The organism is Halomonas sp. HL-93, assembly GCF_900086985.1.
GTDB lineage: Bacteria > Pseudomonadota > Gammaproteobacteria > Pseudomonadales > Halomonadaceae > Vreelandella.
Window position 1 is genome coordinate 4,019,664 of record NZ_LT593974.1, and the last position, 24,625, is coordinate 4,044,288.

General features: G+C 58.1%; 24 protein-coding genes and 1 pseudogene. 19 read left to right on the top strand and 6 right to left on the bottom strand.

Annotated elements, in window-relative coordinates; translation table 11 throughout:
* Positions 1 to 53: 53 nt before the first annotated feature.
* The 4 genes and pseudogenes from GA0071314_RS18695 (at position 54) to GA0071314_RS18705 (ending at position 2,638) form a co-directional block, all read left to right on the top strand.
* Entirely contained in the window at positions 54 to 932 is an 879-nt protein-coding gene (locus GA0071314_RS18695; RefSeq protein WP_074398164.1) for a YicC/YloC family endoribonuclease, read from the top strand.
* A gap of 206 nt (positions 933 to 1,138) precedes the next feature.
* Entirely contained in the window at positions 1,139 to 1,474 is a 336-nt protein-coding gene (locus tag GA0071314_RS18700; protein ID WP_074398165.1) for an Arm DNA-binding domain-containing protein, read from the top strand.
* 43 nt (positions 1,475 to 1,517) lie between these two features.
* Positions 1,518 to 1,667 (top strand): annotated as a pseudogene (locus GA0071314_RS19835) (transposase); the annotation flags it as partial.
* Positions 1,634 to 2,638, top strand: a complete 1,005-nt coding sequence (locus tag GA0071314_RS18705) for an IS3 family transposase (RefSeq protein WP_231896481.1) — start codon at positions 1,634 to 1,636, stop codon at positions 2,636 to 2,638. The pseudogene GA0071314_RS19835 and the gene GA0071314_RS18705, both read left to right, overlap by 34 nt.
* A 524-nt stretch (positions 2,639 to 3,162) precedes the next feature.
* On the opposite strand, the gene GA0071314_RS18715 is transcribed toward GA0071314_RS18705, so the two are convergent.
* A complete protein-coding gene (locus tag GA0071314_RS18715) occupies positions 3,163 to 3,621 on the bottom strand; it encodes a cupin domain-containing protein (RefSeq protein ID WP_074398167.1) in 459 nt (152 codons plus the stop codon).
* Between the two features lie 111 nt (positions 3,622 to 3,732).
* Here GA0071314_RS18715 and GA0071314_RS18720 point away from each other — a divergent pair, with 111 nt between their 5' ends.
* From GA0071314_RS18720 to GA0071314_RS18730, 3 genes are all read left to right on the top strand, one after another.
* A complete protein-coding gene (locus GA0071314_RS18720; protein WP_074398168.1) occupies positions 3,733 to 4,695 on the top strand; it encodes a helix-turn-helix transcriptional regulator in 963 nt (320 codons plus the stop codon).
* Between the two features lie 127 nt (positions 4,696 to 4,822).
* Positions 4,823 to 5,398 (top strand): histidine phosphatase family protein, encoded by a 576-nt coding sequence (locus GA0071314_RS18725; RefSeq protein ID WP_074398170.1) that lies wholly within the window; start codon positions 4,823 to 4,825, stop codon positions 5,396 to 5,398.
* 100 nt (positions 5,399 to 5,498) lie between these two features.
* Positions 5,499 to 6,374, top strand: a complete 876-nt coding sequence (locus tag GA0071314_RS18730) for a pirin family protein (protein ID WP_074398172.1) — start codon at positions 5,499 to 5,501, stop codon at positions 6,372 to 6,374.
* Between the two features lie 8 nt (positions 6,375 to 6,382).
* On the opposite strand, the gene GA0071314_RS18735 is transcribed toward GA0071314_RS18730, so the two are convergent.
* Positions 6,383 to 7,255, bottom strand: coding sequence for an urea carboxylase-associated family protein (locus GA0071314_RS18735; protein WP_074398174.1), 873 nt, complete (start codon positions 7,253 to 7,255; stop codon positions 6,383 to 6,385).
* Between the two features lie 55 nt (positions 7,256 to 7,310).
* Positions 7,311 to 7,937: a DNA-3-methyladenine glycosylase family protein gene (locus tag GA0071314_RS18740; protein ID WP_074398175.1), complete on the bottom strand. Its 627-nt coding sequence runs from the start codon at positions 7,935 to 7,937 to the stop codon at positions 7,311 to 7,313.
* Positions 7,938 to 8,087: 150 nt separating this feature from the next.
* On the opposite strand from GA0071314_RS18740, the gene GA0071314_RS18745 reads away from it, so the two are divergent.
* From GA0071314_RS18745 to GA0071314_RS18755, 3 genes are all read left to right on the top strand, one after another.
* Entirely contained in the window at positions 8,088 to 9,431 is a 1,344-nt protein-coding gene (locus tag GA0071314_RS18745; protein ID WP_074398177.1) for a type II toxin-antitoxin system HipA family toxin, read from the top strand.
* On the top strand, positions 9,428 to 9,748 hold the full coding sequence (locus GA0071314_RS18750) for a helix-turn-helix transcriptional regulator (protein WP_074398179.1): 321 nt from the start codon (positions 9,428 to 9,430) through the stop codon (positions 9,746 to 9,748). Before GA0071314_RS18745 ends, GA0071314_RS18750 begins: the two co-directional genes overlap by 4 nt.
* Positions 9,749 to 9,907: 159 nt before the next feature.
* A complete protein-coding gene (locus GA0071314_RS18755) occupies positions 9,908 to 11,122 on the top strand; it encodes an MFS transporter (protein WP_074398181.1) in 1,215 nt (404 codons plus the stop codon).
* On the opposite strand, the gene GA0071314_RS18760 is transcribed toward GA0071314_RS18755, so the two are convergent.
* The gene (locus GA0071314_RS18760; RefSeq protein ID WP_074398182.1) at positions 11,119 to 11,814 is read right to left on the bottom strand and encodes an extensin-like domain-containing protein; all 696 of its coding nucleotides are present in this window, start codon (positions 11,812 to 11,814) and stop codon (positions 11,119 to 11,121) included. The genes GA0071314_RS18755 and GA0071314_RS18760 overlap by 4 nt on opposite strands.
* Before the next feature lie 115 nt (positions 11,815 to 11,929).
* On the opposite strand from GA0071314_RS18760, the gene gmk reads away from it, so the two are divergent.
* The 4 genes from gmk (at position 11,930) to GA0071314_RS18780 (ending at position 15,560) form a co-directional block, all read left to right on the top strand.
* Positions 11,930 to 12,562, top strand: coding sequence for a guanylate kinase (gene gmk / locus GA0071314_RS18765; protein WP_074398184.1), 633 nt, complete (start codon positions 11,930 to 11,932; stop codon positions 12,560 to 12,562).
* Positions 12,563 to 12,652: 90 nt separating this feature from the next.
* Positions 12,653 to 12,913 (top strand): DNA-directed RNA polymerase subunit omega, encoded by a 261-nt coding sequence (gene rpoZ, locus GA0071314_RS18770; protein WP_074398186.1) that lies wholly within the window; start codon positions 12,653 to 12,655, stop codon positions 12,911 to 12,913.
* A gap of 27 nt (positions 12,914 to 12,940) precedes the next feature.
* A complete protein-coding gene (locus GA0071314_RS18775; protein WP_074398187.1) occupies positions 12,941 to 15,070 on the top strand; it encodes a RelA/SpoT family protein in 2,130 nt (709 codons plus the stop codon).
* A 100-nt stretch (positions 15,071 to 15,170) separates the two neighbouring features.
* Positions 15,171 to 15,560 carry a RidA family protein gene (locus GA0071314_RS18780; RefSeq protein WP_074398189.1) on the top strand — a complete coding sequence of 130 codons (390 nt, stop codon included), beginning with the start codon at positions 15,171 to 15,173 and terminating at the stop codon, positions 15,558 to 15,560.
* Positions 15,561 to 15,632: 72 nt separating this feature from the next.
* Here the strand turns inward: GA0071314_RS18780 and GA0071314_RS18785 are convergent, their stop codons facing one another.
* Positions 15,633 to 16,514, bottom strand: a complete 882-nt coding sequence (locus GA0071314_RS18785) for an SDR family oxidoreductase (protein ID WP_074398191.1) — start codon at positions 16,512 to 16,514, stop codon at positions 15,633 to 15,635.
* A 181-nt stretch (positions 16,515 to 16,695) separates the two neighbouring features.
* Between GA0071314_RS18785 and GA0071314_RS18790 the strand changes: the two genes are divergently transcribed.
* Positions 16,696 to 17,625, top strand: coding sequence for a hydrogen peroxide-inducible genes activator (locus GA0071314_RS18790; RefSeq protein ID WP_074398192.1), 930 nt, complete (start codon positions 16,696 to 16,698; stop codon positions 17,623 to 17,625).
* Positions 17,622 to 19,700 carry an ATP-dependent DNA helicase RecG gene (gene recG, locus GA0071314_RS18795; protein ID WP_074398194.1) on the top strand — a complete coding sequence of 693 codons (2,079 nt, stop codon included), beginning with the start codon at positions 17,622 to 17,624 and terminating at the stop codon, positions 19,698 to 19,700. Before GA0071314_RS18790 ends, recG begins: the two co-directional genes overlap by 4 nt.
* A 12-nt stretch (positions 19,701 to 19,712) precedes the next feature.
* Here the strand turns inward: recG and yccS are convergent, their stop codons facing one another.
* Positions 19,713 to 21,902 (bottom strand): YccS family putative transporter, encoded by a 2,190-nt coding sequence (gene yccS, locus GA0071314_RS18800; RefSeq protein WP_074398195.1) that lies wholly within the window; start codon positions 21,900 to 21,902, stop codon positions 19,713 to 19,715.
* Between the two features lie 171 nt (positions 21,903 to 22,073).
* Between yccS and GA0071314_RS18805 the strand changes: the two genes are divergently transcribed.
* From GA0071314_RS18805 to GA0071314_RS18815, 3 genes are read left to right on the top strand one after another with little or no spacing between them, the layout of a single operon-like run.
* Positions 22,074 to 22,892 carry a DUF3100 domain-containing protein gene (locus GA0071314_RS18805; RefSeq protein WP_074398197.1) on the top strand — a complete coding sequence of 273 codons (819 nt, stop codon included), beginning with the start codon at positions 22,074 to 22,076 and terminating at the stop codon, positions 22,890 to 22,892.
* On the top strand, positions 22,879 to 23,373 hold the full coding sequence (locus tag GA0071314_RS18810) for a hypothetical protein (RefSeq protein WP_082934300.1): 495 nt from the start codon (positions 22,879 to 22,881) through the stop codon (positions 23,371 to 23,373). The genes GA0071314_RS18805 and GA0071314_RS18810 overlap by 14 nt, the downstream gene beginning before the upstream one ends.
* Before the next feature lie 10 nt (positions 23,374 to 23,383).
* Entirely contained in the window at positions 23,384 to 24,541 is a 1,158-nt protein-coding gene (locus tag GA0071314_RS18815; protein ID WP_074398199.1) for a M20 aminoacylase family protein, read from the top strand.
* Positions 24,542 to 24,625: the final 84 nt, after the last annotated feature.

Genomic DNA, 24,625 nt, shown 5'->3' on the forward strand with positions numbered 1-24,625 from the left:
GTCGTGGCAGATCGGGTAGACTGGGGTAAATGAGCGATGAACAGGAATCACGAATGGCCAACCCACGCCATGTACACAGCATGACCGCCTTCGCCCGCACCGAGCAGGCCGCTCCTTTCGGCACGCTTCAGGTTGAAATCCGCTCGGTGAATCAGCGTTATTTAGAACCGCATTTCCGCCTGCCCGACACTCTGCGCGAGCTAGAGCCGGTGCTGCGCGACGCGCTGCGCTCGCGTCTGGCCCGCGGCAAGGTGGAATGTAGCCTACGCTTTGAGGCCGCCGAGACCAATCAGGCTCCCGCCGTGAACGCTCAGCGCCTAAAAGAGATCGCCGATGCGCTGGCGGCGATTCAACAGCAGGTGCCCAGCGCCGTGCCACCCACCACCCTTGCGCTACTCAACCAGCCCGGTGTGATGGAAACTCAACACCTTGACCAGGAAGCGATTACCGCAGCCGTCAAGACGCTGTTTGACCAAGCCCTGAATGAGCTGATTGACGCCCGTGCAAGGGAAGGCGAAAAACTCGCCGTGATGATCACCACCCGCTTAACCGCCGTGAGCGAGCAGGTAGCCACCGTGCGCGGCCTGCTGCCGCAGATTCTGGAGCGCCAGCGTGCCCAACTGTTGGAACGCCTGGAAGTCGCCAAGACCGACCTCGACCCGCAACGCCTGGAAGCTGAACTGGTGCTGGTGGCGCAAAAAGCCGATGTAGACGAAGAGCTGGACCGCTTAACGGCCCATGTCGACGAAGTTGGCCGTCAACTGGCCCAAAAAGGCCCCAAAGGCCGCCGGTTAGATTTTCTAATGCAGGAGCTCAACCGCGAAGCCAATACGCTGTCGTCAAAATCGGTGGTCGCAGAAACCACCCGTTGCGCGGTAGAGCTGAAGGTGCTGATTGAGCAGATGCGGGAGCAGATTCAGAATATAGAATAGAGTCCGCTGTGATCCACGATAGTACATAAAATGCTGTATTTAAAAATAAAATTATCAACCATTGTCTATTGTTGTCTATCTTTATCTAGCTTAAGCCAGCATTTTTTGGGTAGTATAGTGGGTAGTGTTTTGGCTTATTCCCCGCAATAGGCGTGATTTTCTCAAAAATACTCCCCACATCATGCGATCAATATGCAGGAGGGCTAATGGGTAGCTTTACCGCCAAGAAGGTTCAGTCCCTGATTAAGGACGGGAAGCCGGGCCGCTATAGCGATGGCAACGGCCTTTACCTGATGGTCCCCAAGAAGGGTTCTCCCTACTGGATGCATCGATACACTTTCTCTGGTAAGCGACGTGAGTTGACGTTAGATAAATGCGCCGCTCTTTCCTTGGCTGAGGCTCGTGAGCATGCGGTAGAGACCCAGCGAGTAATCCGGAGCGGTGTCGACCCCGTCGAAGAGCGTAAGCGCGATGAACAGGCAATCATTCGCACTACCCAGGATCTCTTCAGGGATTGGCGACGTCACCCCCTGATTGAGTAGCGCTACACTTTAGAGTCCGATCCTATGGGTAAGGAGATTGGACATGAAGAAGCGTTTCAGCGAAGAACAGATCATTGGCTTCTTGGCCGAAGCCGAAGCGGGACTGCCCATCAAAGAGCTATGCCGTCGGCACGGTTTCTCAGAAGCCAGTTACTATCTATGGCGGAGCAAGTTTGGCGGCATGAGCGTCCCCGATGCCAAGCGACTCAAAGAACTCGAAGCCGAAAATGGACGCTTGAAAAAGCTGCTCGCAGAGTCGCTACTGGAAATGGAGGTCACTCGCGAGGCGCTGAGAAAAAAGTGGTGAGCGCCCCGGCACGCCGAGACGTGGTGCGCTTTATGGTGTCACGTGGCCTGAGTGAGCGCAGAGCGCTCCGTGTCATTCGTATGAGTGCCAGTGCATTGCGCTACCAGCCGGCCCCTGACCGCAATGAGACATTGCGTGAACGCATTGTTGCCTTGGCACACCGGCATCGCCGCTATGGCGCTGGCATGATCTACCTGAAGCTGCGTCAGGCCGGAGAACCGGTCAATCACAAGCGTGTTGAGCGTCTGTATGCGGAAGCTCGCTTGCAGGTGAAGCGTCGCAAGCGCAAGAAGGTTCCCATGTCTGAGCGAAAGCCACTTGGTCGCCCTGGGGCTGCCAATCAGGTCTGGTCAATGGATTTTGTGTTTGACCGGACGGCAGACGGACGAGTGATAAAGAGCCTCACGGTTGTCGATGACGCCACCCATGAAGCCGTGGCGATCGTGCCTGAACGTGCCATTAGCGGACTGTTTTTAACACGTATTCTGGATCACCTGGCCCTACAACGTGGCCTACCGAGCGCCATTCGTACGGATAATGGAAAGGAGTTCTGTGGGCGCGCCATGCTGTCATGGGCGCATCTACGTGGCGTTGCCCTGTTTTTAATCGAACCTGGAAAACCCAACCAAAACGCCTACATCGAATCGTTCAATGGGCGCTTTCGAGATGAATGCCTAAATGAGCATTGGTTCACCAGCCTTCAACACGCCCAGGTTGTCATCGAGGCATGGCGGCGGGAGTACAACGAAGAAAGACCGAAGAAGAGTCTTGGAGGGCTGACACCGTCAGCCTATGCCGAGCAACTGGTGGTAAAACACGATAAAGTTATTTCTGACTCTAAACCCGGGTGCTACTGAAGATGGGGTGACGTCGACGTCGAAACAATGCGCAAGCGGATGGAAGAAAAGATTAGAGTTCACGAACGTGAGGACTATGTAGACGAAAGTGCTGGCGAGAGATGAAGCCATGCCGAAGGCTCTTTCTTGCAGTTTGACAGCGTTTAGCAGAGTCCCTCTGGAGGGTGCTGCTTTCGCCAAGTGGGTAGTAAATTGGGTAGTGGATTTGTAATTATGACATTAAATTTATTATAAAATATTGATATTTAAATAATATTTATTTTTGATCAATATTCAGATTCAGAATATAGAATAAACAGTTTATAAGGTAGAAATCTTCGTCATCAAAACGGATGCGCTGCTGGCGCTCCACAAAGGCAAAGCCGGTGCCTAGTTCCAGGGCTGACAATGGCCTAGTCTAGCTGGCTTTCCTGATAGGTTTTATCCTGCAGTTTAAGAAAATTCAAAATGTAAGGGGCTCGCTAGCTTTATACCAGGGCCGTATTACGGCTTGGCGCCCTGCCCACAGCCACTCGATGCCAACGCTAATGAGGTATATGCTCGATATCGGCATGGTCGACCAGGGTTTGTTCACCACTGTTGATATATAGCCGCTTGTCCGAGCGCGGGTAGTCGCATACGTCCTGGGCCAACCGCTGCCCCACCACCAGGCATACCAGCGGTTCATCGCCGTCGTTGTACATCTCATGAGCCACGCCGTTGATGGGGTAGCCGATGAAGTCGCCTGGGCGGATCGGCTGCTTGCGGTCACCTAGCGTGGCCATGCCGGTCCCAGAGAGCACGTAGACGGCCTCCTCCTCGTAGCGATGGCAGTGGTACTCGGTGGAAAAGTGGCCGGGTGGCACACTGATCTGATGTATCCCGAGCTGGGTCATACCGACGGCATCCCCCAGCGACTTGTTGATGCGCACGGCATTGGCATTGAGTAAATGCACCTTCCTCACGCCTTCAAGCCCTGCTATATCCTGTGCCGATAGGTACATGCCGATTCTCCTCACTGAGTCTGACGGTATAAGCCAGCGCCCTTTGCGCCTGGCCTTGCCAGCAAGATAGTGGCTAAATAGGGTAAATTGCGTCCTATTAAAACAAGGAAAATGCCACTTGTGGTTAACCCCACCGTCCGCGTTCTGACGCTCCTGGAACTACTGCAGACCCACCGCCATATGAACGGCCGGGAGCTGGCCGAACGGTTGGGTGTCGATCGACGCACGCTGCGGCGCTACATCCAGGCGCTGGAAGAGCTCGGCATTCCCGTGACCAGCGAACGCGGGCGGCAAGGAGGCTATCGTTTGATGCCAGGCTTCAAGCTACCTCCGCTGATGTTCAGCAGCGAAGAGGCGCTGGCCGTCTCACTGGGGCTGCTCGCCGCTCAGGGGCTGGGAATCGCCGATACAACCCCGGCGCTTGAAACCGCGCAGACCAAGCTGGAGCGGGTTATGCCCGCCAGGCTAAAAGAGCAGGCGCATGCCCTGAGCGAAAGCGCTCGACTGGAGTTACCCCCGCCACAAGCCCCGTGCGACGAACGCTTGCTGATCCTGTTCGCGACTGCCACCCAGGCACGGCAACGGGCCCGGCTCGCCTACCGGGACGACCGAGCACAGCATAGTGATCGTGTGCTCAACCCCTACGGCCTGGTTTATCGTGAGGGGCGCTGGTATGTCAGCGGTTGGTGCCATTTGCGCCGCGACCTGCGTAGCTTTCGCCTGGACCGCATCACCGAGGCCACACTACTCGAGGCCAGCTTCGAGCGTCCAACTGACTTCGACCCCGCCGAGCATCTGACCCAAAGCATCGCCAGCCTGCCCAGGGCGACGGCCGTCAGCGTGCGGTTGTATAGCGACCTGGCCAGCGCCATTGCGGAATTGGGGAGCAGTATCGGCGTATTCACACCCGAGGGTAACGGCGTGATGCTGCATGCCCGCACCGATTGCCTGACCTGGTTTGCCCGCCAGTTGGCCCACCAGCCCTTCGACTTCGAGATCATCGACCCGCCCGGGCTGCGCGCCGCACTCTCGGAGCAAGCCGCACGCCTCCAGCGGCTGGCGGCAGAAAAATAAGCGCGAATTGGAGAGTTTGATGGCCACATCGAGCTGACGGCGGCGAAGGCGTTGACTGAGCCGCTACCCGCGATCAGCCGGCTGCGATAAGCTGAACGTAGCTTCCAATCTGCTTGGATATCTCCCCATGCCAACCCTACGTTACCTCACGTTAACCCTGCTGCTCGGTGCGCTGGGCATGCTTCCCCTCAGCGCCCAGGCCAACGACACCACCTGGCAGTCGCTTGGGGAAGGCGGCCTGGTGATTCTGATGCGCCATGCGCTAGCGCCGGGCCTTGGTGACCCGCCAGAGTTCGAACGGGATCGCTGCGAGACCCAGCGCAACCTATCTGAGGAGGGGCGTGCCCAGGCGCGGGCGATTGGTGAGGCATTTCGCGAGCGGGATATTCCTATCGGCGCGGTGTATTCGTCGAGCTGGTGTCGGGCGCTGGATACCGCCGAGCTTATGCAGCTGGGCGACGTCGAGCCTGCGCCGTGGCTGGATTCGTTCTTTCGCGGGCGCGGTGATCGGGAAGCCATCACCCAAACCGCCCGCGATCGGATAGCCGCCTGGCAAGCATCGGGCAACATGCTGCTGGTAACGCACCAGGTGAATATCACGGCGCTGGCCGGGCGCGGCGTGGGCTCGGGCGAGATGCTGGTCGTGCGCCCGGCCGCGGATGGGCTGGAGGTGGTGGGGCGACTGGACGTTCGCGCGCCATAACCGGCTTCTACCAATTTCCTTCAACGAAGCGGGGCAAATTATTCGCTCCTCATCCGCTGCTGTAGGTTTTACGCTGGGACATATTGATAAGGAGATGGTTATGTCCTCAGATAGCACTCAGCAAGCGCGTCGTGTCATTGCCCAGCACCCGGCCAGGCGCGACGATATCGGCGATCTGGTCACCCGGCGGCCATTGCCGGGGCCGCAGCTTGAGCAGCTCGATCCGTTTCTGTTTCTTAACCATCACGGCCCCCAGACGTATCCGGCCAATAACGGTGGGTTGCCGTTCGGCCCGCACCCGCACCGCGGCTTCGAGACGGTCACCTTCATTCTGGAAGGCTCGCTGGCCCACGCGGACAGCGCCAGCCATCAAAGCGTGATCCACGCGGGCGGCGTCCAGTGGATGACGGCGGGCAGCGGTATCGTGCATGCGGAAGTGTCGCCGCCCGAGTTTATGCGCGAAGGTGGCCCGCTGGAGATCCTCCAGCTGTGGGTCAACCTGCCGGCGCGGTTAAAGATGAGCGCGCCGCGCTACGTGGGCCTGCAGCAGCAGGACATATCCGCCATCGCGTTGCCGGGCGGCGGCGAACTGAACCTGATCGCCGGGCAGTGGCAAACGCAAACAGGCCCCATCGACACGCTGACCGGCGTTTTCATGTCGACGCTGCGGCTGCCTGCCGGGTCGCGGGAACAGCTACCGGTAGCGCCAGGGCGGCAGGTATTTCTTTATGTGGTGGAAGGCAACGTTGAGGTGAGCGGAGAACCTGTTCAGCCGCACCACTTGATCGAAGTAGACCGCGCAGGCGATAGCTTAATGATCGAAGCCAGCAGCGACGCGCGGCTGCTGTTTGGTCACGGAGACGTAATAGACGAACCTGTCTACTCCCACGGCCCGTTCGTGATGACGAACCGCGAAGAGATTGTCCAGGCGGTGGAGGATTATCAAAACGGCAAATTCGGTGGCCTCGATCCATGACAGGCGCGTCAGCAGCATCGGCGGCGTTTGGCGCTCCAATCTTCTTCGGGCGGGCGCACGCCGTGGTTGCCGAGATAGTCAGGTGATTGTGGCGGCGACCAGCCTTTTAACAGCGAGTCATCGAGCGCGTAGATCTCGATGCCGATAGGGTGGCAGGTCGCCAGCAGATCGTCGTCGGTGGCGTCGCTGCCCCATAGATCCACCGAGAGATCGCCGCCCGGGCAGCAGGAAAGCGCACAGAGCAGGTCGATTTCGGCAAACAGCTCCAGATAATCCCCTTCTCTTGCCGGGCAGGCTTTCATGAAGTACTGGTCCTGTTCGTTCAGGCCGGTGCACTGGAAGACGTTGAGCACATCGTGGATATCCAATTCGGTGAGCCCGAAAGGCGCCACAGCACGGGTCAAGTTGGAGTGGCAGTGGAAGTCGAAATCCTCACCGGTCAGCAGGTGGTTCACGTAGGGGTCGCAGCGTGTCCCCAGCAGATCGTGAACACGCCCGCCATCTTCGTCGACGCCGTAGTGCTCGAGCGTGTCGGCGGTGATGGTCGCCATGGGCCGAAGATAGGGTAGCGAGGACCAAAGGCGGTCGTGGACGCTGACGTGGGCGCGCTGTAGCTGGCGCGTACGCGAGGCCCAGAAGCGTTCCCGTGGGTTATGCAGCGACCACAGGTTGAAATCGCCTACCTGGGGACCTTGGCGGGTGCAGATGCGCATTACGTGACCGGCGGGCACTTTCCAGGCACGTGCGTCGCGAATCGGTACTTCTATGGTTTCTACCAGTCTGCGCTGGCCTGTCGCGTTGGCAATTTGATTGTAGAAAGTACCGTCAACAAAAAGCGGCGAGCCCGGTTTGGCGCGGTAGGCAGGGGCGAGATTGGCCATGGAGTTATTCCTCAACAATAACGGGGGTGAATGCATAGCGTAGCCTGAAGGCGCGCTACAGTGGTTCACCGCGATAGTAGTGCCATAGAAACAGCGAGCCCACGCTGCGCCAGGGCGCCCAGGGTTCCACTAGCTGGCGCGCCTGCTTGGGCGTGGGTTTGTCGTCCATGCCCTTTAGGCGGCCTAAGGCCACCCGTAGGGCGAGGTCATCGGCGGGGAAAATGTCCGGGCGCTTCAACGAGAACATCAGATAAATTTCGGCGCTCCAGCGGCCAAAGCCGCGCAGCTGGGTAATCGCGGCAATGGCGTCGTCGTCGCTTAGCTGTTCAAGCCCATCGGCGCTAAAGGTGCCTGCCAGCTCCGCTTCTGCGAGCCCCTTGGCGTACTCAATCTTGCGCCAGGAAAGCCCGGCATCGCGTAGTGCTTGGCTCTCAACCTCCATTACCGCTTTGGCATGTAATTCCGGCAGCAGCGTATTAACGCGGCCCATAATCGCACGGGCCGCTTCGGTGGAGAGTTGTTGGCTAACGATGGTGGAGAAAAATGTCGCAAAACCCTGGTCGCGCTGGCGTGGGGCAGGGGCGCCCACTAGCGGATAAGCGCGGGCAATATCCGGGTCGGCCTTGGCGAGGGCTGCCATGGCATGCTCAATCATGTCAAAGGACTCGTTATCAGGTGTCATGGCGGCTCCTGGCTAAAATGAGTAGTTTACTGCTCATTAATTGGGTTTTTAGGTATTTTTGAGTATTAAAATGCACATTATTGTGCCTTGGACTACACTATTGAGCATTAAGCTGCTCAGTTATTAACTGCTCAATTAAGGTGGCCCACGTTGCTAACCATCCAGGCATTTCATCATGGCCAGTGGCACGATGCTGCCGAGCTGGTGATTGAATCTCCAGAGCAGGGTCGCCGTGGGCCTGCGCGTTTGGGCTATATCACCGATTATGCCCTTGAATGGCTAGATCGCGATGACGAGCATGCTTGCAGCCTGCGTTTGCCCATTGAGCTAATGAATACTCACCAATCGCCACGCTGGTTCGCTTTTTTAGACGATATCATGCCTTCTGGGGCCAGCCGCCGTTACTGGGTCACGCAGTTGGGGATATCGGCGCTTAGCGAGGCTGAACAAGATTACATCCTATTGGCTAAAGGGACGATTGCACCGGTAGGTAATTTGCGTATTAAACAAGCGCTTCCCGAGCGTCCTGTAGGCAACACGCTAGAGCAGCAACGCTTTGCCCTAGCTGATGTAGTGGATCGGGATAGTGATTTTCTTGCCTATGCGCAGCAGATGGGCGCCGCCGGTGGCGGCGCGACCGGGGCCGGCGGCGAAGCGCCTAAGCTACTGCTGCGCTGTTCGCCAGACGATCAGGTCTGGATCGATACCTACCAGGATGATGCGGCGAATACCGATCAGCACTATCTGGTGAAATTTCCTCGCGGCCAGCGTACCGAGCTTGATAACAACATCCTGCGTGCGGAGTACCACTTCTATCACGAGCTAGCGTCGCTGGGCATAGCGACCATCGAGACGCAAGGGATGCGGTTAATAGAAGGTGAACGCTATCCATCGCTGTGGTTGCCCCGCTTTGATGTTGATTTTCAGGGGGGAGAGCGCACGCTTTATGGGTTGGAGTCTGTTTATTCAATTATGGAGAGCGAGCCGGGAAGTTTGTTAAACCATTTTGCCGTGATTGAGGCACTGGTTGGCCGGTTGAGCCAGCAATTCCGCGTTCGCGAGTCGGGAGGCCAGTTTGATACGGCGAGCTTTGTAAGCGAGTGGGTGAAACGCGATCTGCTCAATGTCGCTTTTGCCAACAGCGATAACCACGGCCGCAATAGCGCGCTGCTGAAAACGCCTCAGGGTATCTGGTTGGCCCCAGTCTACGATTTTGCGCCTATGAAGGCTGACCCGGAGGGGGTTGTGCGTACCACCACCTGGGGGGCGCCGTTTGAGGAGGGGCGTGAATTCAACTGGGCAGCCATTGCGGAGCGCTTAAATGGCTATGTGCCCCCGGAACAACTGATGGCAGAGCTAAAAGCGCTTGGGAGTCAATTAGTCGGACTAAAAGAGCGGCTTGCTGTGCGGGGCGTGCCGGAAGTGCTACTAGTGTCGAATGCGTTAGGGTTCGACTACCTGGACGATAAACTGCAGCGCTGGGGGCTGATATGAAGCGCAAAGAACTCTCTAGCATTGAGCGCGAGGCGCTGCTGACGTCGCTATTGACCCAGCTACTGCGGGAAGAAATCAGCGCAGGGCAGGTGTTGCGTCAACTGCGGCGTGAGGTGCTGGGCATGTCGCAGACCCAATATGCCGCGCTGGTGGGTATCAGTCGCCGCTCCTTGTCTGATCTGGAAGCCGATAAAGCAAGCCCTACCGTGGCTCTACTCAACCAAGTATTCCGCCCGTTGGGCCTGCAAACCGGCTTGGTACCGCGTAGCCGTGAGCTGCGTGAGCGTTTGCTTTCAGTGGAACCCCCTAGCGCCTGACCGCCAAATACCTCACCCCACCGTTTCCTATTCAGCCCATCGTAACGATTGAGTTCGCCCGCTAACTTTTTAAGCACAGGCGGGTTTCTACTTTCGTCTAATCCTGCGATCATTTGCGCCATCGTGATACCAACCGGGCGGTATCCCAAGGAGTTAAGCATGCAGGATTCGACAGCACCGTCGTCTCAAGGGCTGGCGCGTAACCCACGGCTGGCCGAATTTGTGTTGGCGCTGGGTGGCTTCGGTATCGGTACCAGCGAGTTTGTGATTATGGGCCTGATGAACCGCGTGGCGGGGGATTTGGCCGTCACCGTGCCTCAGGTGGGCTATGCAATTAGCAGCTACGCCCTGGGCGTCGTGGTCGGTGCGCCGCTGATTTCAGCGCTGGCGGCGCGGGTGCCCAAGCGCGCGCTGTTGATTGCGCTGATGCTGGTATTTGCGCTGGGCAATATTGCCAGTGCGATGGCGCCGGGCTTCTGGTCGTTTGTGGGTTTGCGTTTTATTGCCGGGCTGCCCCACGGGGCTTATTTTGGCGTGGCGGCGCTTGTGGCTGCTGGGGCGGTGCCGATTGACCAGCGGGCGCGGGCGATTGCCCGGGTGATGATGGGCCTGACGGTGGCGATTTTGCTCGGCGCGCCGCTGGGCACCTGGGCGGGAAACCTGTTTGGCTGGCAGGTGGCTTTTTCCGCAGTGGGCGGGATTGCACTGCTCACCGCATTGTTGATTCGCCTGTGGGTGCCGGTGCAGCCGTTCGATGCAAAGGCAAGCCCGCTTCGCGAACTCTCGGCGTTGGTCAAACAGCGCGTGCTGGTGACGGTGGCCATCGCCTGTATCGGCTGCGGTGGCATGTTCGCGATCTTTAGCTACGTAATGCCGACGCTGACCCAGCAGGCGGGGATGAGTGAGGCACTGGGGCCGCTGGTGCTGGTGATCTTCGGCCTGGGCTCGATCGCCGGTAACCTGATAGGCGGCCGCGCGGCGGACAAGAATTTGATGCGGGCGATTCCCGCCACCCTGGTGTGGTGCGCGGTGATTCAGGGGCTATTTTATTTTGCTGCCAATAACGTCTGGACCGGCCTGTTGTTTGTTGGCTTGGTGGGTACCAGCATGGCACTTGCCCCCGCGCTGCAAACCCGCTTGATGGATGTTGCAGAAGATGCCCAAACTATGGCCGCCTCGCTCAATCACGCGGCGTTCAACGGCGCCAATGCGTTAGGCGCGTGGCTTGCAGGGCTCGTCATTAGCGCGGGCTTTAGCTGGTCGAGTACTGGTTTGGTGGGCACCGGCTTGGCGCTGTGTGGACTCGTACTGTTTGCTTTCGGGCGCTGGTTAGAGACGCGTTACCCGCCGACCCGAGTGGCTGCCGCACATTAACGGCAGAGGCGGAAGCCGCGCATACCGAAGTGAAAATGGTCGGCATGCGCGGCGTTGTAGTCGGGGCTTAGCGTATTGCCAAAAAAATCACAGGCATCGTCGCGGATGTCACGTAGGAAGTCCCCCGTTGGCCCCTCGTCTCCCCAGTCTTCAAGCAGGGTGATACGCTCGCCGTTTGCCAACCGAAAGCCAATCACGTCCAGCGCTTCGGCGGTGGCATGCTCGCTGCGTCGCCCGCTCTCGCGGCCATACACATTGCGGCAGGCAAAACTGCCAACGTGATCCACCTGGCGCACTTGGGTGCCGAGAATGTTTTCGGCGCTGGGCTGCAGCGCATGGCGCTCGAACATCACCCAGGCCAACGCCAGGGGGCAACTGGCCACAAACGACTGATTAAACGCCACGCCGCTGCTTTGCAGGCGCACCACATTTTCAAGTGGGCAATTCTCGACGGGGATGTAGTCTGCCAGAGGGGAATAGCGCACCGCCTCATCTGGCACGCTATCCAGCGCTGCCAGGCAGCCGTCACGGTCATTTTCCAGGCGACGAAGTTTTAGTGAGGTGACCGGGGTGATCGGGTCGTCGACATACAGCGGCGCCCACGGTGCCCAGTGGCGTGGGATCTCGATCAGGTCTTTGTGTAGGGCCACGCCTAACGCTATCAGCGCCAGTATCAGCAATGTGCTTCGCATCGTGACCTCCCTGTTCCGCGAAACGCTACAGTCGTCGCGACGTGTGTGCGATACTGCGGCCCTTTCCTACACGCTCTGATCGCACGAGTTTACTTCGCCAACAAGGGAAGCGCGTATGTCCCAAGGTACACTGTTTATCGTTTCTGCCCCATCGGGGGCGGGTAAAACCAGCCTGGTACGCGAGCTGATCGATAGCCTCGATGGTATTCAGGTGTCGGTATCGCACACCACGCGTGCCAGGCGCGAAGGCGAGGTCGATGGCGTCAATTACCACTTCACCGATGCGGCTACCTTTGAGGCGATGATTGAGTGCGGCGAGTTTTTTGAGTATGCCAAGGTTTTCGATAATTACTACGGCACGTCGCGCCAGGCGGCACAAACGATACTCGATGCCGGCCAGGATGTGATCCTTGAGATTGATTGGCAGGGCGCGCGCCAAGTGCGTGAACAAATGCCCGAGGCGGTATCGATTTTCATCCTGCCGCCGTCGCGCAGTGAGCTTGAACGTCGCCTTGCTAGCCGTGGCACCGACGAGCATGCCATCATTGCGCGGCGCATGCGTGATGCGATCAGCGAAATGTCACACTATGACGAATACGACTACCTGGTGGTCAACGATGACTTCACCACCGCCCTTCAGGAATTGCAGTCGCTAGTCATTAGCCGTCGCTTAGCGCGTCCGTTAATGAGCGAACGCCACGCGCCCTTACTGGCAACGCTCTTGTCACAGGCGCCCGGCGTCGAGTAATCTACACGGTTCTACTACCCTCTTTAGCTGGATCGGCCCGTTTGACCCCTTACGGAGACGATCCAGCGTCGTTATTACAGGAAGGCACCCATGGCTCGCGTCACCGTTGAAGACTGTCTTGATCATGTCGAAAATCGTTTCAAACTCGTAATGATCTCCACCCAGCGTGCCCGTCAGCTGGCGCGGGGCACCCGCGATTCCCAGCTTGCTTGGGAAAATGACAAACCCACTGTTTTGGCGCTGCGCGAAATTGCTGCGGGTTTAGTTGATCACACGGTACTGGACGAACCAGTTGAAGCGCCTGTTCGCGCTCGTCCAGCGATGGCTCCCAGCGCACAAATCGACGACTAGGTTCACGACCGATTAGAGGCGCGGTGAATGTTTACCATTGACGACCTGGCCGACCGACTCGGCGGCTACTTACCTCCCGACGAGATCCAACAGGTCAAACGCGCCTTTTATTACGCCGAACAGGCCCACGACGGCCAGCGGCGTCGCTCCGGCGAGCCTTACGTTACCCATCCGCTGGCGGTGGCCAATATTCTGGCGAACATGCACATGGACCATCAAAGCCTGATGGCCGCCATGCTGCACGATGTGATTGAAGACACTGGCGTGTCCAAAAAAGCGCTGGGTGCACAGTTCGGTGAGCCGGTCGCCGAATTGGTAGACGGGGTCTCCAAACTGACCCAGATCACCTTTGAAGATAAAGCCGTCGCCCAGGCAGAAAACTTCCAAAAGATGGTGTTGGCGATGTCGCGGGATATCCGCGTGATAATCGTCAAGCTGGCCGACCGTCTGCATAACATGCGCACCTTGGGAGCGCTGCGCCCCGATAAAAAGCGCCGCATCGCCCGCGAGACACTTGAAATCTACGCCCGCATCGCCGGTCGGCTAGGTATTAACACCATTCGCGTTGAGCTTGAAGACCTTTCCTTTCAGGCGATTCACCCGATGCGCTCGGAACGCATCAAGCGTGCCGTTTCTAATGCCCGGGGGCACCGGCGTAGCGCGATGCGTGAAGTCCAGGCCACGCTACAAAAAAGCGTTGATGACGAAGCGCTGAGCGGCACGGTGGTCGGCCGTCAAAAGCATCTGTTGTCGATTTACCGCAAGATGCGTGACCAGCGTAAGCCGTTTGTCGAAATCATGGATGTGTTCGGTTTTCGGATCATCACCGAAGATGTCGCCAGCTGCTATCGTATTTTGGGCGTTGTGCATAACCTGTATAAGCCGGTGCCAGGGCGCTTTAAAGATTACATCGCCATTCCCAAGGCCAACGGCTACCAGAGCCTGCACACCACATTGTTTGGTGCCCGGGGCATGCCCATTGAGGTGCAGATTCGCACCCGGGAAATGGAAGCCATGGCCAACAACGGCATTGCCGCGCACTGGCTGTATAAAGCCGGGCAAACCTCGCACCCGATAGCCGAGGGTAGCCATGCACGGGCGCGCGCCTGGGTGAAAGGGCTACTCGAGATGCAGCGTCACGCGGGCGATTCCCTCGAGTTTATCGAGCACGTCAAAAACGACCTGTTTCCCGACGATATCTACGTATTCACTCCCAAAGGCGACATCATGGAGTTGCCCCAGGGGGCGACGGTTATCGATTTTGCCTACACGGTGCATACCGATATCGGCAATAACTGCATTGCCTGCCGGATAGATCGGCATCTGGCGCCGCTTTCCACGCGTCTGGAAAGCGGCCAGACGCTGGAGATCATCACCGCGCCAGGGGCACGCCCCAACTTGTCTTGGCTGAACTTCGTGACCACCGCCAAGGCACGCTCGGCAATTCGCCATGCGCTCAAGCACCAGCAGCAAACCGAAGCGGTGATGCTCGGCCGGCGACTGCTAAACAAAGCGTTGGCACCGTTCAATACCAGCCTGGAAGAGCTGGATCCAACGGTTTTAACCCGCGCATTTGACCAACTCGATGTAGCCTCCGAAGAGGCGCTTTTGGAATCATTAGGATTAGGCAACCGTGTTGCCCATGTGGTCGCGCGACGTTTGGTGGACGTGTCAGACGGTCATCCAAGCGAACTGGTCAACGAGGGCACCAGCCATAAAGCGGTGATGATAAGCGGCGGCGAAGGCATGGTGATTAACTATGCCCGCTGTTGTCATCCGCTGCCTGGGGATACTGTTGTTGGACACTTGTCTATGGGCAAAGGCTTGGTGGTCCACCGGGCAGAATGTAAAAATCTGGCCGATAGAGACGACCCGGATAAAGTCTTTGCGCTGGAATGGTCAGAGCATATCGACGAAGACTTTCCAGTGGCCCTACGTATTGAAATTGAAAGCCGCCGGGGGTTGGTCGCCGAGCTTGCCGGGCTGGTCACTGATGCCGATGCCAACATTGAGCGCATTAGCATCGAAGAGCGCGACGCCCGCCTAGCCACGGTGAATCTCACGCTTTCGGTGAAGGGCCGTGTTCACCTCGCCCGCATCATGAAACGTATTCGTAATCTGCCCAACGTCGGCAAAATAACCCGCATGGCAAATTAAGCGCCCGCTGTGGCTGCTCGCTGGCCCAAGGCTGGCTAGCGTAAGCTATGGCAGGGGCCATCAACATGAACATTTAACGCATCAAGGAGCATGACATCCAATGAGCAACAAAGCTGTTATCAACACTGAAAAAGCTCCCGCCGCTATCGGCCCTTACTCTCAGGCGATTAAGGCAGGCAATACCGTGTATCTGTCGGGCCAGATTCCCCTCGACCCGGCCACCATGGAGATCGTCTCCGACGATTTCGAAACGCAGGCACGTCAAGTGTTTACCAATTTACAGGCGGTATGTGAAGAAGCCGCCGGCACGCTGGGCGATGTCGTCAAGCTGAACCTCTACCTGGTCGATTTAGATAATTTCGCGATTGTGAACAAGGTAATGGAAGAGTTCTTTTCAATGCCGTTTCCAGCTCGCGCCGCGGTGGGCGTTAAAGCCTTGCCGAAAGGTAGTCAGGTAGAAGCCGAAGCCGTCATGGTGATTGGCGATTAAGACTTGATAATACTTACCATCAGCGAGCCGAGTGCTCGCTGATGGAAGTGCGCTGAATGCGTGGGTGGGGGGTTATACTTTTTGCACGCGCCAAAAACCGCCTTCTTTCAACACCTGAGCGTAGCCTTCACGGAAGGTTGGGTAGCGGAATTGATAGCCGGTGTCGAGGATCCGCCGATTGTCGCAGCGCTTGCTGGTACGCCGACGCAATGGTGACTGCATGGTATCGGTGGACTCTACCTTAAGCTGCTTGGCGATCCAGGCCATCACGTTATGCATTGTGACCGGCTCGCAATCGCTGCCCAGGTAAAGATCAGCCAAAGGCTGGCCTTTTTCCTGGCAGTGGATCAGATGGGCCAAAATGCCGGTACAGTCGTCGCGATGAATGCGGTTGGAATAGATCACCGGCGTCACCGAGGATAATCGGCCTTCGGCAACCTGATGAATGAGTCGGTCACGGCCGGGGCCGTAAATGCCCGAAAAACGCACCACGGTGCCGGGCAGCGGGTGATTGATCAGCGCTTGCTCGGCTTGGCACATCAGCGTGCCGGAGAAGCTGGTTGGCTCGGTAGGGCTTTCTTCGTTGACGACCTCGCCTTCCTGCTGGCCGTAGACGCTGGTGGAAGAGACAAAAAACACGCGGCGCGGCGGGGTGGCGTGTTGCTCCAAAACGCTCAGCACCCGCTTCAAGCCTTCGGGGTAGGCACTTTGGTAGGCGCTTTCTTCAAAGTGGTCCGCGCTCACCGTGTAAACGACGTAATCCACCTCGGGAAGCGCGCTGGCGTCGGCATCCTCAAGCGTATTCAAGTCCAGGGCTAAGGGCTCGATGCCGGTATCTTGCAATGCGTTGACTTGGCGGCGAACGCCAATCACGCGATGTCCTTCGCTGAGCAGTTCGCGGCCTAGCGTGATGCCAATATCGCCACAGCCAATAATCAGTACCGTTAGCGTCACCTTGCTCACTCCTATTGATAAATAATCCCTATTAGATACAAAGTCCCTGATCTACAATTCCTTAAGAGAAAGCAATAGTAGAGACGACATCGTCAGCAGGGCTTGCCTGTCCTTTTCCTTCCCGCTAATTGTCACGATCGTTAGTCACAAGCTGCTACGAGAGGATGCCACCGGCACCACTATGACTTTAACAGAACTTCGCTACATCGTAACCCTTGCCCAAGAACGCCACTTTGGCCGCGCTGCTGAACGCTGCCATGTTTCCCAGCCAACGCTGTCGGTGGCCGTCAAAAAGCTAGAAGATGAGCTAGAAACGCCATTGTTTGAGCGTTCCAAGGCGACGGTCCAAGTGACCCCGCTGGGTGAAAAGATCATCGCTCAGGCGCAGCGCGTACTTGAGCAGAGTAGCCTGATCTTTGACATGGCCAGTGCCGGTAAGGATCAGCTCGCTAATCCGCTACGCATCGGGGCCATTTACACCATCGGGCCCTATCTGTTTCCGCACTTGGTTCCCCAACTGGCCAAGGCCGCACCGCAGATGCCCTTGTACATTGAAGAAGGGCTGACCGGCGCGCTGCGTACCAAGCTGCGCAACGGCGAACTGGATGTGATTATCGTGGCGTTGCCGTTTACCGAAACCGACGTGGTGACCAAGCCGATTTACGATGAAACCTTTGAAGTGCTGATGCCCGCCAAGCATCGTTGGGAAGCGCGGGAAGCGATCCATAAAGAAGAGCTATTAGAAGAACGTCTATTACTGTTGGGCGAGGGCCATTGCTTCCGCGATCAGCTATTGGAAGCCTGCCCGGCGATTACCCAAAAACTCAACAACCCCAACAACACGTTAATCGCCGAAGGAGGGTCGCTAGAAACCATCCGACATATGGTGGCCTCCAAGCTGGGCATCACCGTGCTGCCACAGTCAGCGCTGGGCATGGATCAATATGAAAACGCCATGCTGATCAGCCGCCCCTTTGTCGGCCCCGCGCCCTCGCGGACGGTGGCGATTGCCTGGCGGGCCAGCTTTCCCCGTCCCAAAGCCATTGATGCGCTGGTGAATGCGATCAGCCAGTGCCGTCAGCCGGCCAAGGCGGCGACGGCAGGGTCATGACGGCGCTTTCGGAACCAGTCACGGCGCTTAAAGGCGTTGGCGAAGCGCTAGCCTTGAAGCTGGCCAGATTAGGCATTGAGCAGGTTAGCGACCTGCTGTTTCATTTACCGCTGCGTTATCAAGACCGCACCCGACTAACACCTATCGGTGAGCTGCGCGCTGGCAGCGAGGCGGTGATTGAAGGCGACGTCACCGCCTGCGACGTGGTGAAGGGGCGTCGGCGCAGCTTGCTGGTGCGGCTGCGCGATAACAGCGGCATTTTAAGCCTGCGTTTTTTCCACTTCTCGCCCGCCCAGCAGCAACAGCTGCGCCCGGGAGCCACCGTGCGTGCATTTGGCGAAGCGCGCGCCGGGGCCACGGGGCTGGAGATTTATCACCCTGAGTACCGGCTAAGCGGCGGCAGCGAAACCCCGGTTGATGAGTACTTTACGCCGATTTACCCGACCACCGAGGGGTTGCATCAAACGCGGTTGCGCGCGTTGACCCAACAGGCGCTGGGTCTATTGGACGCACAACCCGAGGCGCTGCCTGACGTTATTCCTGACGCCCTGCGCCAGCGCTTCAAGCTACCTGGGCTTCACGCCAGCCTGAAACTTCTCCACCAGCCGCCGCCAGAGGCCGACCTGGAACAGCTCACCCACGGCCACCATCCGGCGACGCGGCGTTTGGCGCTGGAAGAACTGTTGGCCCACCAGCTAAGCCTGCGCGAGGTGCGGTTACGCATTCAGGCGGATGGCGCCCCCGAACTGCCCAGCGGGAGAAACCTTCAGGCGCGCTTTTTAGCCCAGTTGCCCTTTGCCTTGACCAGCGCCCAAGGGCGGGTGCTTGAAGAGATTGCGTTGGACCTGGCCCGTCCTGCCCCGATGTTGCGGCTGGTTCAGGGCGATGTGGGGTCAGGGAAGACCGTGGTTGCTGCCATGGCGGCGCTGTCGGCGCTGGCGGGCAACTGCCAGGCGGCAATCATGGCGCCCACGGAAATCCTCGCCGAGCAGCATTACCGCTCGTTTAAAGCCTGGTTCGAACCGCTGGGCATCGAAGTAGCGTGGCTGTCCGGCAAGCTCAAAGGCAAGGCACGGCTGGATACCAAGGCGGCGATTGCCGATGGACGCGCGCGCATGGTGGTCGGCACCCACGCGCTGTTCCAGGACGATGTCCATTTCCAGTGCCTAGGGCTGGCGATTATCGACGAGCAGCACCGTTTCGGCGTGCATCAGCGCCTGGCGCTGCGTGAAAAAGGCGAAGCAGGCGGGCTTACCCCTCACCAGTTGATCATGACCGCCACGCCGATACCCCGCACGCTGGCCATGAGCGCCTACGCGGATTTGGATGTCTCGGTGATCGACGAGCTGCCCCCAGGGCGCACGCCGGTGAAAACCGTCGTGGTCTCCGACGAGCGTCGCCCCGAAGTGGTGGAACGTATTCGCCGTGCCTGCAGTGAGGGCCGCCAGGCCTACTGGGTGTGCACGCTGATCGAAGAGTCCGAAGCGCTGCAGTGCCAGGCGGCGGAAGTGACCCGCGACGAACTCACCGACGCGCTGCCGGAGCTGGCGATAGGCTTGGTGCACGGGCGCATGAAGTCCGGTGAAAAAGCCGAGGTGATGGCGGCTTTTCAACAAGGCGAGCTGGATTTACTGGTCGCCACCACGGTCATTGAAGTGGGTGTAGACGTACCCAACGCTAGCCTGATGATTATCGAAAATCCCGAGCGGCTAGGGCTTTCTCAGCTTCATCAGTTGCGCGGCCGTGTAGGGCGCGGCAGCACCGAGAGTTTCTGTGTGCTGCTCTACCACCCGCCGCTGTCCAAAACCTCCCGGCAGCGTTTGGCGGTGATGCGCGAGACCACCGACGGCTTTCGCATCGCCGAGAAAGACCTGGAGATCCGCGGCCCCGGCGAGGTGCTCGGCACCCGCCAAACCGGCCTTGCGCAGATGAAAGTTGCCGATCTGGAGCGTGACGGCGACCTGCTGGATCAAGTTACCGCGCTGGCAAAGGCACTGCAGGGCAACAAGGACATCACCACCGTGCTGGTGCGCCGTTGGCTAGGCGAAGCTGCCGGGCGATATGGGCAGGTTTAGCGTCGGTGTGAGTTATGCACTCGGGTCAGGTGTGCTGATCAGTCGGCTAGCCGACTCCCCTAGCGGCGCCAACTGGTGGGCGATAAGGCGTAGCTGGCTTTGGATTGGCCGGTAACGCGTGACGGCGTTTTGCTCCGCTGTAGCCGAGCCTTGCTCATCGAGCTGCGCGATTAACGCCTCGGCCTGGGCTGACAGCGGGGTGATCGGCTGACGATTACGCAACTGCTCGGCAAGCTGGTCGAGCAATTCGCACATGCGCTTGGCGGCTGGCACCAGTGCTGAGTCGTCCTCATCGTCGGCTAGCTGGTGGCGGTGCGCGCCCAGCGCGGAAAGGTGGCTCAATAAGGTGTTGGACAGTACTAAAAAGCGCAGGCCGTTATCGGCATCCTGTTTACGGTAATGCCCCGGCTCGTGCAGCATATTAGTCAGCAGCGTGGACAACGCCGCATCGGCATTGTGGGCGTTGCGGCGGGCCAGGCGATACGCTAAATCGTCCTGCTTGCCCGTTTCGTACTGATGAATGATTTCTTCCAGGTAGCGGCGATGGTTGGTCAGCACGTGCGCGGCCTCGCGGTTAAGCCGCCGCCCTTGCCAATCGGGAAGAATAAAAAACACTGCCAGGCCCGCAATCATCGCGCCAATCAGCGTATCGAATAAGCGTGGCCAGATAAGATCGAAGCCATCACCCACCTGATTAAAACTGCACAGCACCAGCAGGGTGATTGAGGCAGTCGCCAGGACGTAGTGTTTTTCGCGGTTGGCAAAGAACGATACCCCCGCCGCCACGGCGATTATGCTTTGTACCAATGGGTGAGGAAACAGGCTAATCGACGCCCAGCCGACCACCAACCCCAGCACCGTGCCGACAATCCGCTGGGAGAGAAACCGCCGAGTAGTGGCAAAGTTGGGCCGGCAAACAAAAAGCGTGGTCAACAATATCCAGAAGCCCTGATCCGGATTGAGCCAGTGCAGTAAGCCGTACCCGGTAACCAGCGCAGCACTGAGCCGTACGGCATGGCGAAAGGTGGGCGAGCCCAGATGTAAATTAAGCCGCACGCGTTTCCACGCTTCCCACAGACTGGACGGCGAGCGGTCATACAAGGCGCTATCGCGGCGTTCGTCCTTGGCATCCGGGTTATGCGCGCTGGCAATCTGGGCTTCAAGGGTGGTCAGGTTGTCGGCCAAGGCGTTGAGGGGTCGCATGAGCGGCTGCCACTCGGGTTTTCCCCGGTCGCTAAGGTTATCAATTGAGGCGCGCAAATCGGCCAGGGCCTGCTCGCTTTGTTCGTGACCAAACGGGCGATTGAGCAGTAGTGACTTGGCTAACTGACGGCAGGCGCGGCCCTGCTGATCCAGGAGTCGCTGGCAGCGAAAAAGCACGTCATGGTGGAAAAACGCATCGGTTAAGGCGCTATACGGGTAGTGAGTTGAACTTGCCCGCTCGTGGATATCCTGGGCAATAAAATAGATGCGTAGATACCGGTTGAGCTTGCGATTACCCCGTTGGCCCTCCAGTCGGCGAAAAATCATCTCTTTGGCTTGGTTAAGCGCGCCCACCACCTTACCGTTCTGGTGTGCCAGGGCCACACGACGTGCTTCGACATCCACGTCGCGTACTGGCTCAAACAGTGCCGACTTCAAAATCAAAAACTCGCCCAGCGCCTTATACACCCGCGCCATGCTTTGCTTGAGCGGCTGGCGCGAAAAAAGCGCACACCAGATGATCGAAATGACGCCGTACCAGGCAGCTCCCGCCAGCAGTAGAAGTTGGCGGTAGGCGACATCTTCATCCATCCCGCCGTGCTGCTCGATATTGATCATCGAGTAGATCGACAGGATCAGCGTGCCAGAGGCGATGGTGGCGTAGCGTTGGCCAATGGCCCCGAGCATGATCAGGGTAAAGGTAGAAACCGCCAGCCCCAAGGCAAACAGCCACGGCCAGGGAAACAGCCACTGCACGATGAACGACGCCGAAGCAAAGCAGGCAAGCGTCACCAACAGAGCCTGAAAGCGCCCCTCCCAGCTGTCATCGGTTTCCGACAACGCGCTGGCGATAATGCCCAAGAAAAGCGGAATGACCAGCGCGACATCGCCCAGTAGAGCGCTAAGCAGCAGCGCACCACTGAACGCGATAAAAACGCGTAGGCTATAGGCGAATTTATCCAGTGTCCAAAGACGGCGCAGCGGTAATGCTATGGGCATAGAGGCTCTTATGGATGATTGTTAGACTTTAGTATAAGTGTGTAGCCGTTGGATGTCGCTACCTTGGCGCTCAACGTTTGAGTGTTCTAAAAAATAGCGCACTAAAGCCCTATGATTGAAACAGTAACCTTTCGATACTCGGAGTGACTCTAAAAAAACAAGGACACTCCTATGGACCTCAAACTGCTGCTGGATTGGCGTCTGCACCTTACGGTGATCGTGACGTCAATGTTTGCCGAGTGGATCGGCATCGTGCGTATTCCCCTTGGGCCTGGAACGCTGCTGTTACTACCGCTGCTTTACGCCTTTGTGATTGGCGTACTGTTCAACCCCCACCTTTTTTCGGCCATGGGCAAGGTCATTCCCAAGCCGGTCAGCAATGCCGCAGGCCCGATCATTCTAATCGCCATACTGCCCTTTATAGCCAAATTCGGTTCTACCATTGGCCCCGCCATTGAGCAGATCATCGAGGCAGGCCCCGCGCTGATACTCCAGGAGTTGGGTAACCTCGGTACTATGCTGATCGCGCTGCCCTTTGCTGTCTTATTCCTTAAGATGGGCCGGGAAGCGATTGGGGCTACCTACTCTATCGCCCGTGAACCCAATATTGCCATTATTTCAGATCGTTATGGGCTAAGAAGTCCTGAGGGTATCGGCATTATGGGCGTTTACGTCGTGGGCACCATGTTCGGTACGCTCTACTTTGCTTTAATGGCGGGCTATATCGCCTCACTGGATATTCTCGATATTCGTGCTTTGGCCATGGCCTGTGGGGTGGGCAGTGGCAGTATGGTGGCGGCGTGTTCGGCTGCGTTGGCCGAAGCGGCACCGGCATCCAAGGATGAGCTGCTCGCCTTTGCAGGCGCGAGCAACCTGCTCACTTACGCCACCGGTCTGTATGTGTCGCTGTTTATTGCGCTACCGGTGACCGAGTGGATGTACAAGCGCTTAAAAGGTTCGCGTCAGGAGGTTAGCCATGAAAACTCATGAGAGCACGGTCGATCAGTTTGATGCCGAAGCGCTGAAAGAGCTGCGCCCGGAAAACCAGCTCGGTAAAACGGCTTTGGTACTGGCCGCCGTGTGTATCGCTGCTTGGTTTAGCAATATCGTCAACGGTTCGCCGCTGTTAGACGCGCTGCCCGGCATGCTGATTCTGTATGTGATGGTCATTATCGGTTTGGTGATTGGCCGGTTTTGCCCATTTTACCTACCCAGCGTGGCCTGGGTGTCGCTGGTGAGCATTATCGCGACGCTGCCCTTTTTTCCGGGTAACGGCTGGATAATCGCCCGATTGGCCGAAGTGGACTTTCTTGCGGTGGTCACACCAGTACTGGCCTACGCCGGGCTGGCGCTGACCGGCCGTGAGTTCGCCATGTTCAAGCAAACCGGCTGGAAGCTGGTCATTGTGGCCCTGCTGGTCTTCACCGGCACCTTTATCGGCTCTGCCGTTGTTGCTCACGTGATGCTTTAAGGACAAGACGATGACTGCTTCAGTAAACTTACCGGAGAATGAAGCGCTAATCGCCTGGCGCCACGATTTTCACCAACACCCGGAAACCGCCTTTGAGGAGCACCGCACCAGCGCGCGCATCGCCGCACTGTTGAGCGAGTGGGGCTTTGAGGTGACCTCCAATATTGCCGGTACCGGCGTAGTGGCGGCCTTGGATGGCCGTTTGGGGGAAGGTAAAACCATCGGCCTGCGGGCCGATATCGACGCCCTGGATATTCGCGAAGAGACGGCGCTTGCCTACGCCTCCAAGACGCCTGGCAAGATGCACGCCTGCGGCCATGATGGCCACACCACCATGCTATTGGGCGCCGCCTGGGCGTTAAAGCAGCAGCCGGATTTCAAAGGGCGTGTGGTGTTTATCTTTCAGCCCGCCGAAGAGAACGCCGGCGGTGGGCGGGTGATGGTCGAAGAAGGCCTGTTTGAGCGCTTTCCCATGGACGCCGTGTACGGCCTGCACAACTGGCCGGGCCTGTCCGTGGGCGTTGCCGCAGTGCACGATACCGACGTGATGGCTGCTTTCGACATCTTTAACCTGACGCTGACCGGCAAAGGCTGCCACGCAGCGATGCCACACTTAGGGACTGATACGGTATTGGCGAGCTGCCAACTGATCAGCCAGTTGCAGGGGCTGGTGAGCCGCGAGACGCCCCCGGATAAATCGGCAGTACTCAGTTTCACCAGCATTAACGCGGGGGATACGTTTAACGTGATTCCCGAACAGGTGGCGCTGCGCGGCACGCTGCGCTGTTTTGATATGGCGCTTAAAGAGCACCTGGAGGCACGCTTTAAGCAGGCGATTGCCAGCTTGGCGGAGTTTCACGGCTTAACCGTTGAGCTTGACTACCAGCGCTGCTATCCCGCCACTATCAATACCCCTGAACACGCCCAGCAGTGCGCCTCGGTGCTGGAAAATTTACTGGGCAGTGGCAACGTGATCCGCAACCCGCCGCCGAGTATGGCTTCGGAAGATTTCTCGTTTCTACTTGCCGAGCGCCCAGGTGCCTATATTTGGATGGGCAACGGCGAGGCGTCCGCGTCGCTGCACAACCCGCGCTATGACTTTAACGACGCACTATTGCCGCTAGGCACACGCTACTGGGTGGAGCTGGTAAGCGCACTGCTCGTCTAAATCGTTACCCTTTTCTTAGCTACAAGCGTTATTCGCTCTCTGATGCCCAATGGGTAGGGGAGCGTCTACGCCAAATATCAACAC

Coding starts and splice junctions, on each gene's coding strand:
- GA0071314_RS18775 (WP_074398187.1), top strand. CDS start 12,941: ATGTTTACCATTGACGACCTGGCCGACCGACTCGGCGGCTACTTACCT.
- GA0071314_RS18695 (WP_074398164.1), top strand. CDS start 54: ATGGCCAACCCACGCCATGTACACAGCATGACCGCCTTCGCCCGCACC.
- GA0071314_RS18725 (WP_074398170.1), top strand. CDS start 4,823: ATGCCAACCCTACGTTACCTCACGTTAACCCTGCTGCTCGGTGCGCTG.
- GA0071314_RS18740 (WP_074398175.1), bottom strand. CDS start 7,937: ATGACACCTGATAACGAGTCCTTTGACATGATTGAGCATGCCATGGCA.
- GA0071314_RS18730 (WP_074398172.1), top strand. CDS start 5,499: ATGTCCTCAGATAGCACTCAGCAAGCGCGTCGTGTCATTGCCCAGCAC.
- GA0071314_RS18700 (WP_074398165.1), top strand. CDS start 1,139: ATGGGTAGCTTTACCGCCAAGAAGGTTCAGTCCCTGATTAAGGACGGG.
- GA0071314_RS18755 (WP_074398181.1), top strand. CDS start 9,908: ATGCAGGATTCGACAGCACCGTCGTCTCAAGGGCTGGCGCGTAACCCA.
- GA0071314_RS18715 (WP_074398167.1), bottom strand. CDS start 3,621: ATGTACCTATCGGCACAGGATATAGCAGGGCTTGAAGGCGTGAGGAAG.
- gmk (WP_074398184.1), top strand. CDS start 11,930: ATGTCCCAAGGTACACTGTTTATCGTTTCTGCCCCATCGGGGGCGGGT.
- GA0071314_RS18780 (WP_074398189.1), top strand. CDS start 15,171: ATGAGCAACAAAGCTGTTATCAACACTGAAAAAGCTCCCGCCGCTATC.
- GA0071314_RS18750 (WP_074398179.1), top strand. CDS start 9,428: ATGAAGCGCAAAGAACTCTCTAGCATTGAGCGCGAGGCGCTGCTGACG.
- GA0071314_RS18735 (WP_074398174.1), bottom strand. CDS start 7,255: ATGGCCAATCTCGCCCCTGCCTACCGCGCCAAACCGGGCTCGCCGCTT.
- GA0071314_RS18805 (WP_074398197.1), top strand. CDS start 22,074: ATGGACCTCAAACTGCTGCTGGATTGGCGTCTGCACCTTACGGTGATC.
- yccS (WP_074398195.1), bottom strand. CDS start 21,902: ATGCCCATAGCATTACCGCTGCGCCGTCTTTGGACACTGGATAAATTC.
- GA0071314_RS18705 (WP_231896481.1), top strand. CDS start 1,634: ATGGCGGAGCAAGTTTGGCGGCATGAGCGTCCCCGATGCCAAGCGACT.
- rpoZ (WP_074398186.1), top strand. CDS start 12,653: ATGGCTCGCGTCACCGTTGAAGACTGTCTTGATCATGTCGAAAATCGT.
- GA0071314_RS18760 (WP_074398182.1), bottom strand. CDS start 11,814: ATGCGAAGCACATTGCTGATACTGGCGCTGATAGCGTTAGGCGTGGCC.
- GA0071314_RS18790 (WP_074398192.1), top strand. CDS start 16,696: ATGACTTTAACAGAACTTCGCTACATCGTAACCCTTGCCCAAGAACGC.
- recG (WP_074398194.1), top strand. CDS start 17,622: ATGACGGCGCTTTCGGAACCAGTCACGGCGCTTAAAGGCGTTGGCGAA.
- GA0071314_RS18810 (WP_082934300.1), top strand. CDS start 22,879: ATGAAAACTCATGAGAGCACGGTCGATCAGTTTGATGCCGAAGCGCTG.
- GA0071314_RS18720 (WP_074398168.1), top strand. CDS start 3,733: ATGCCACTTGTGGTTAACCCCACCGTCCGCGTTCTGACGCTCCTGGAA.
- GA0071314_RS18815 (WP_074398199.1), top strand. CDS start 23,384: ATGACTGCTTCAGTAAACTTACCGGAGAATGAAGCGCTAATCGCCTGG.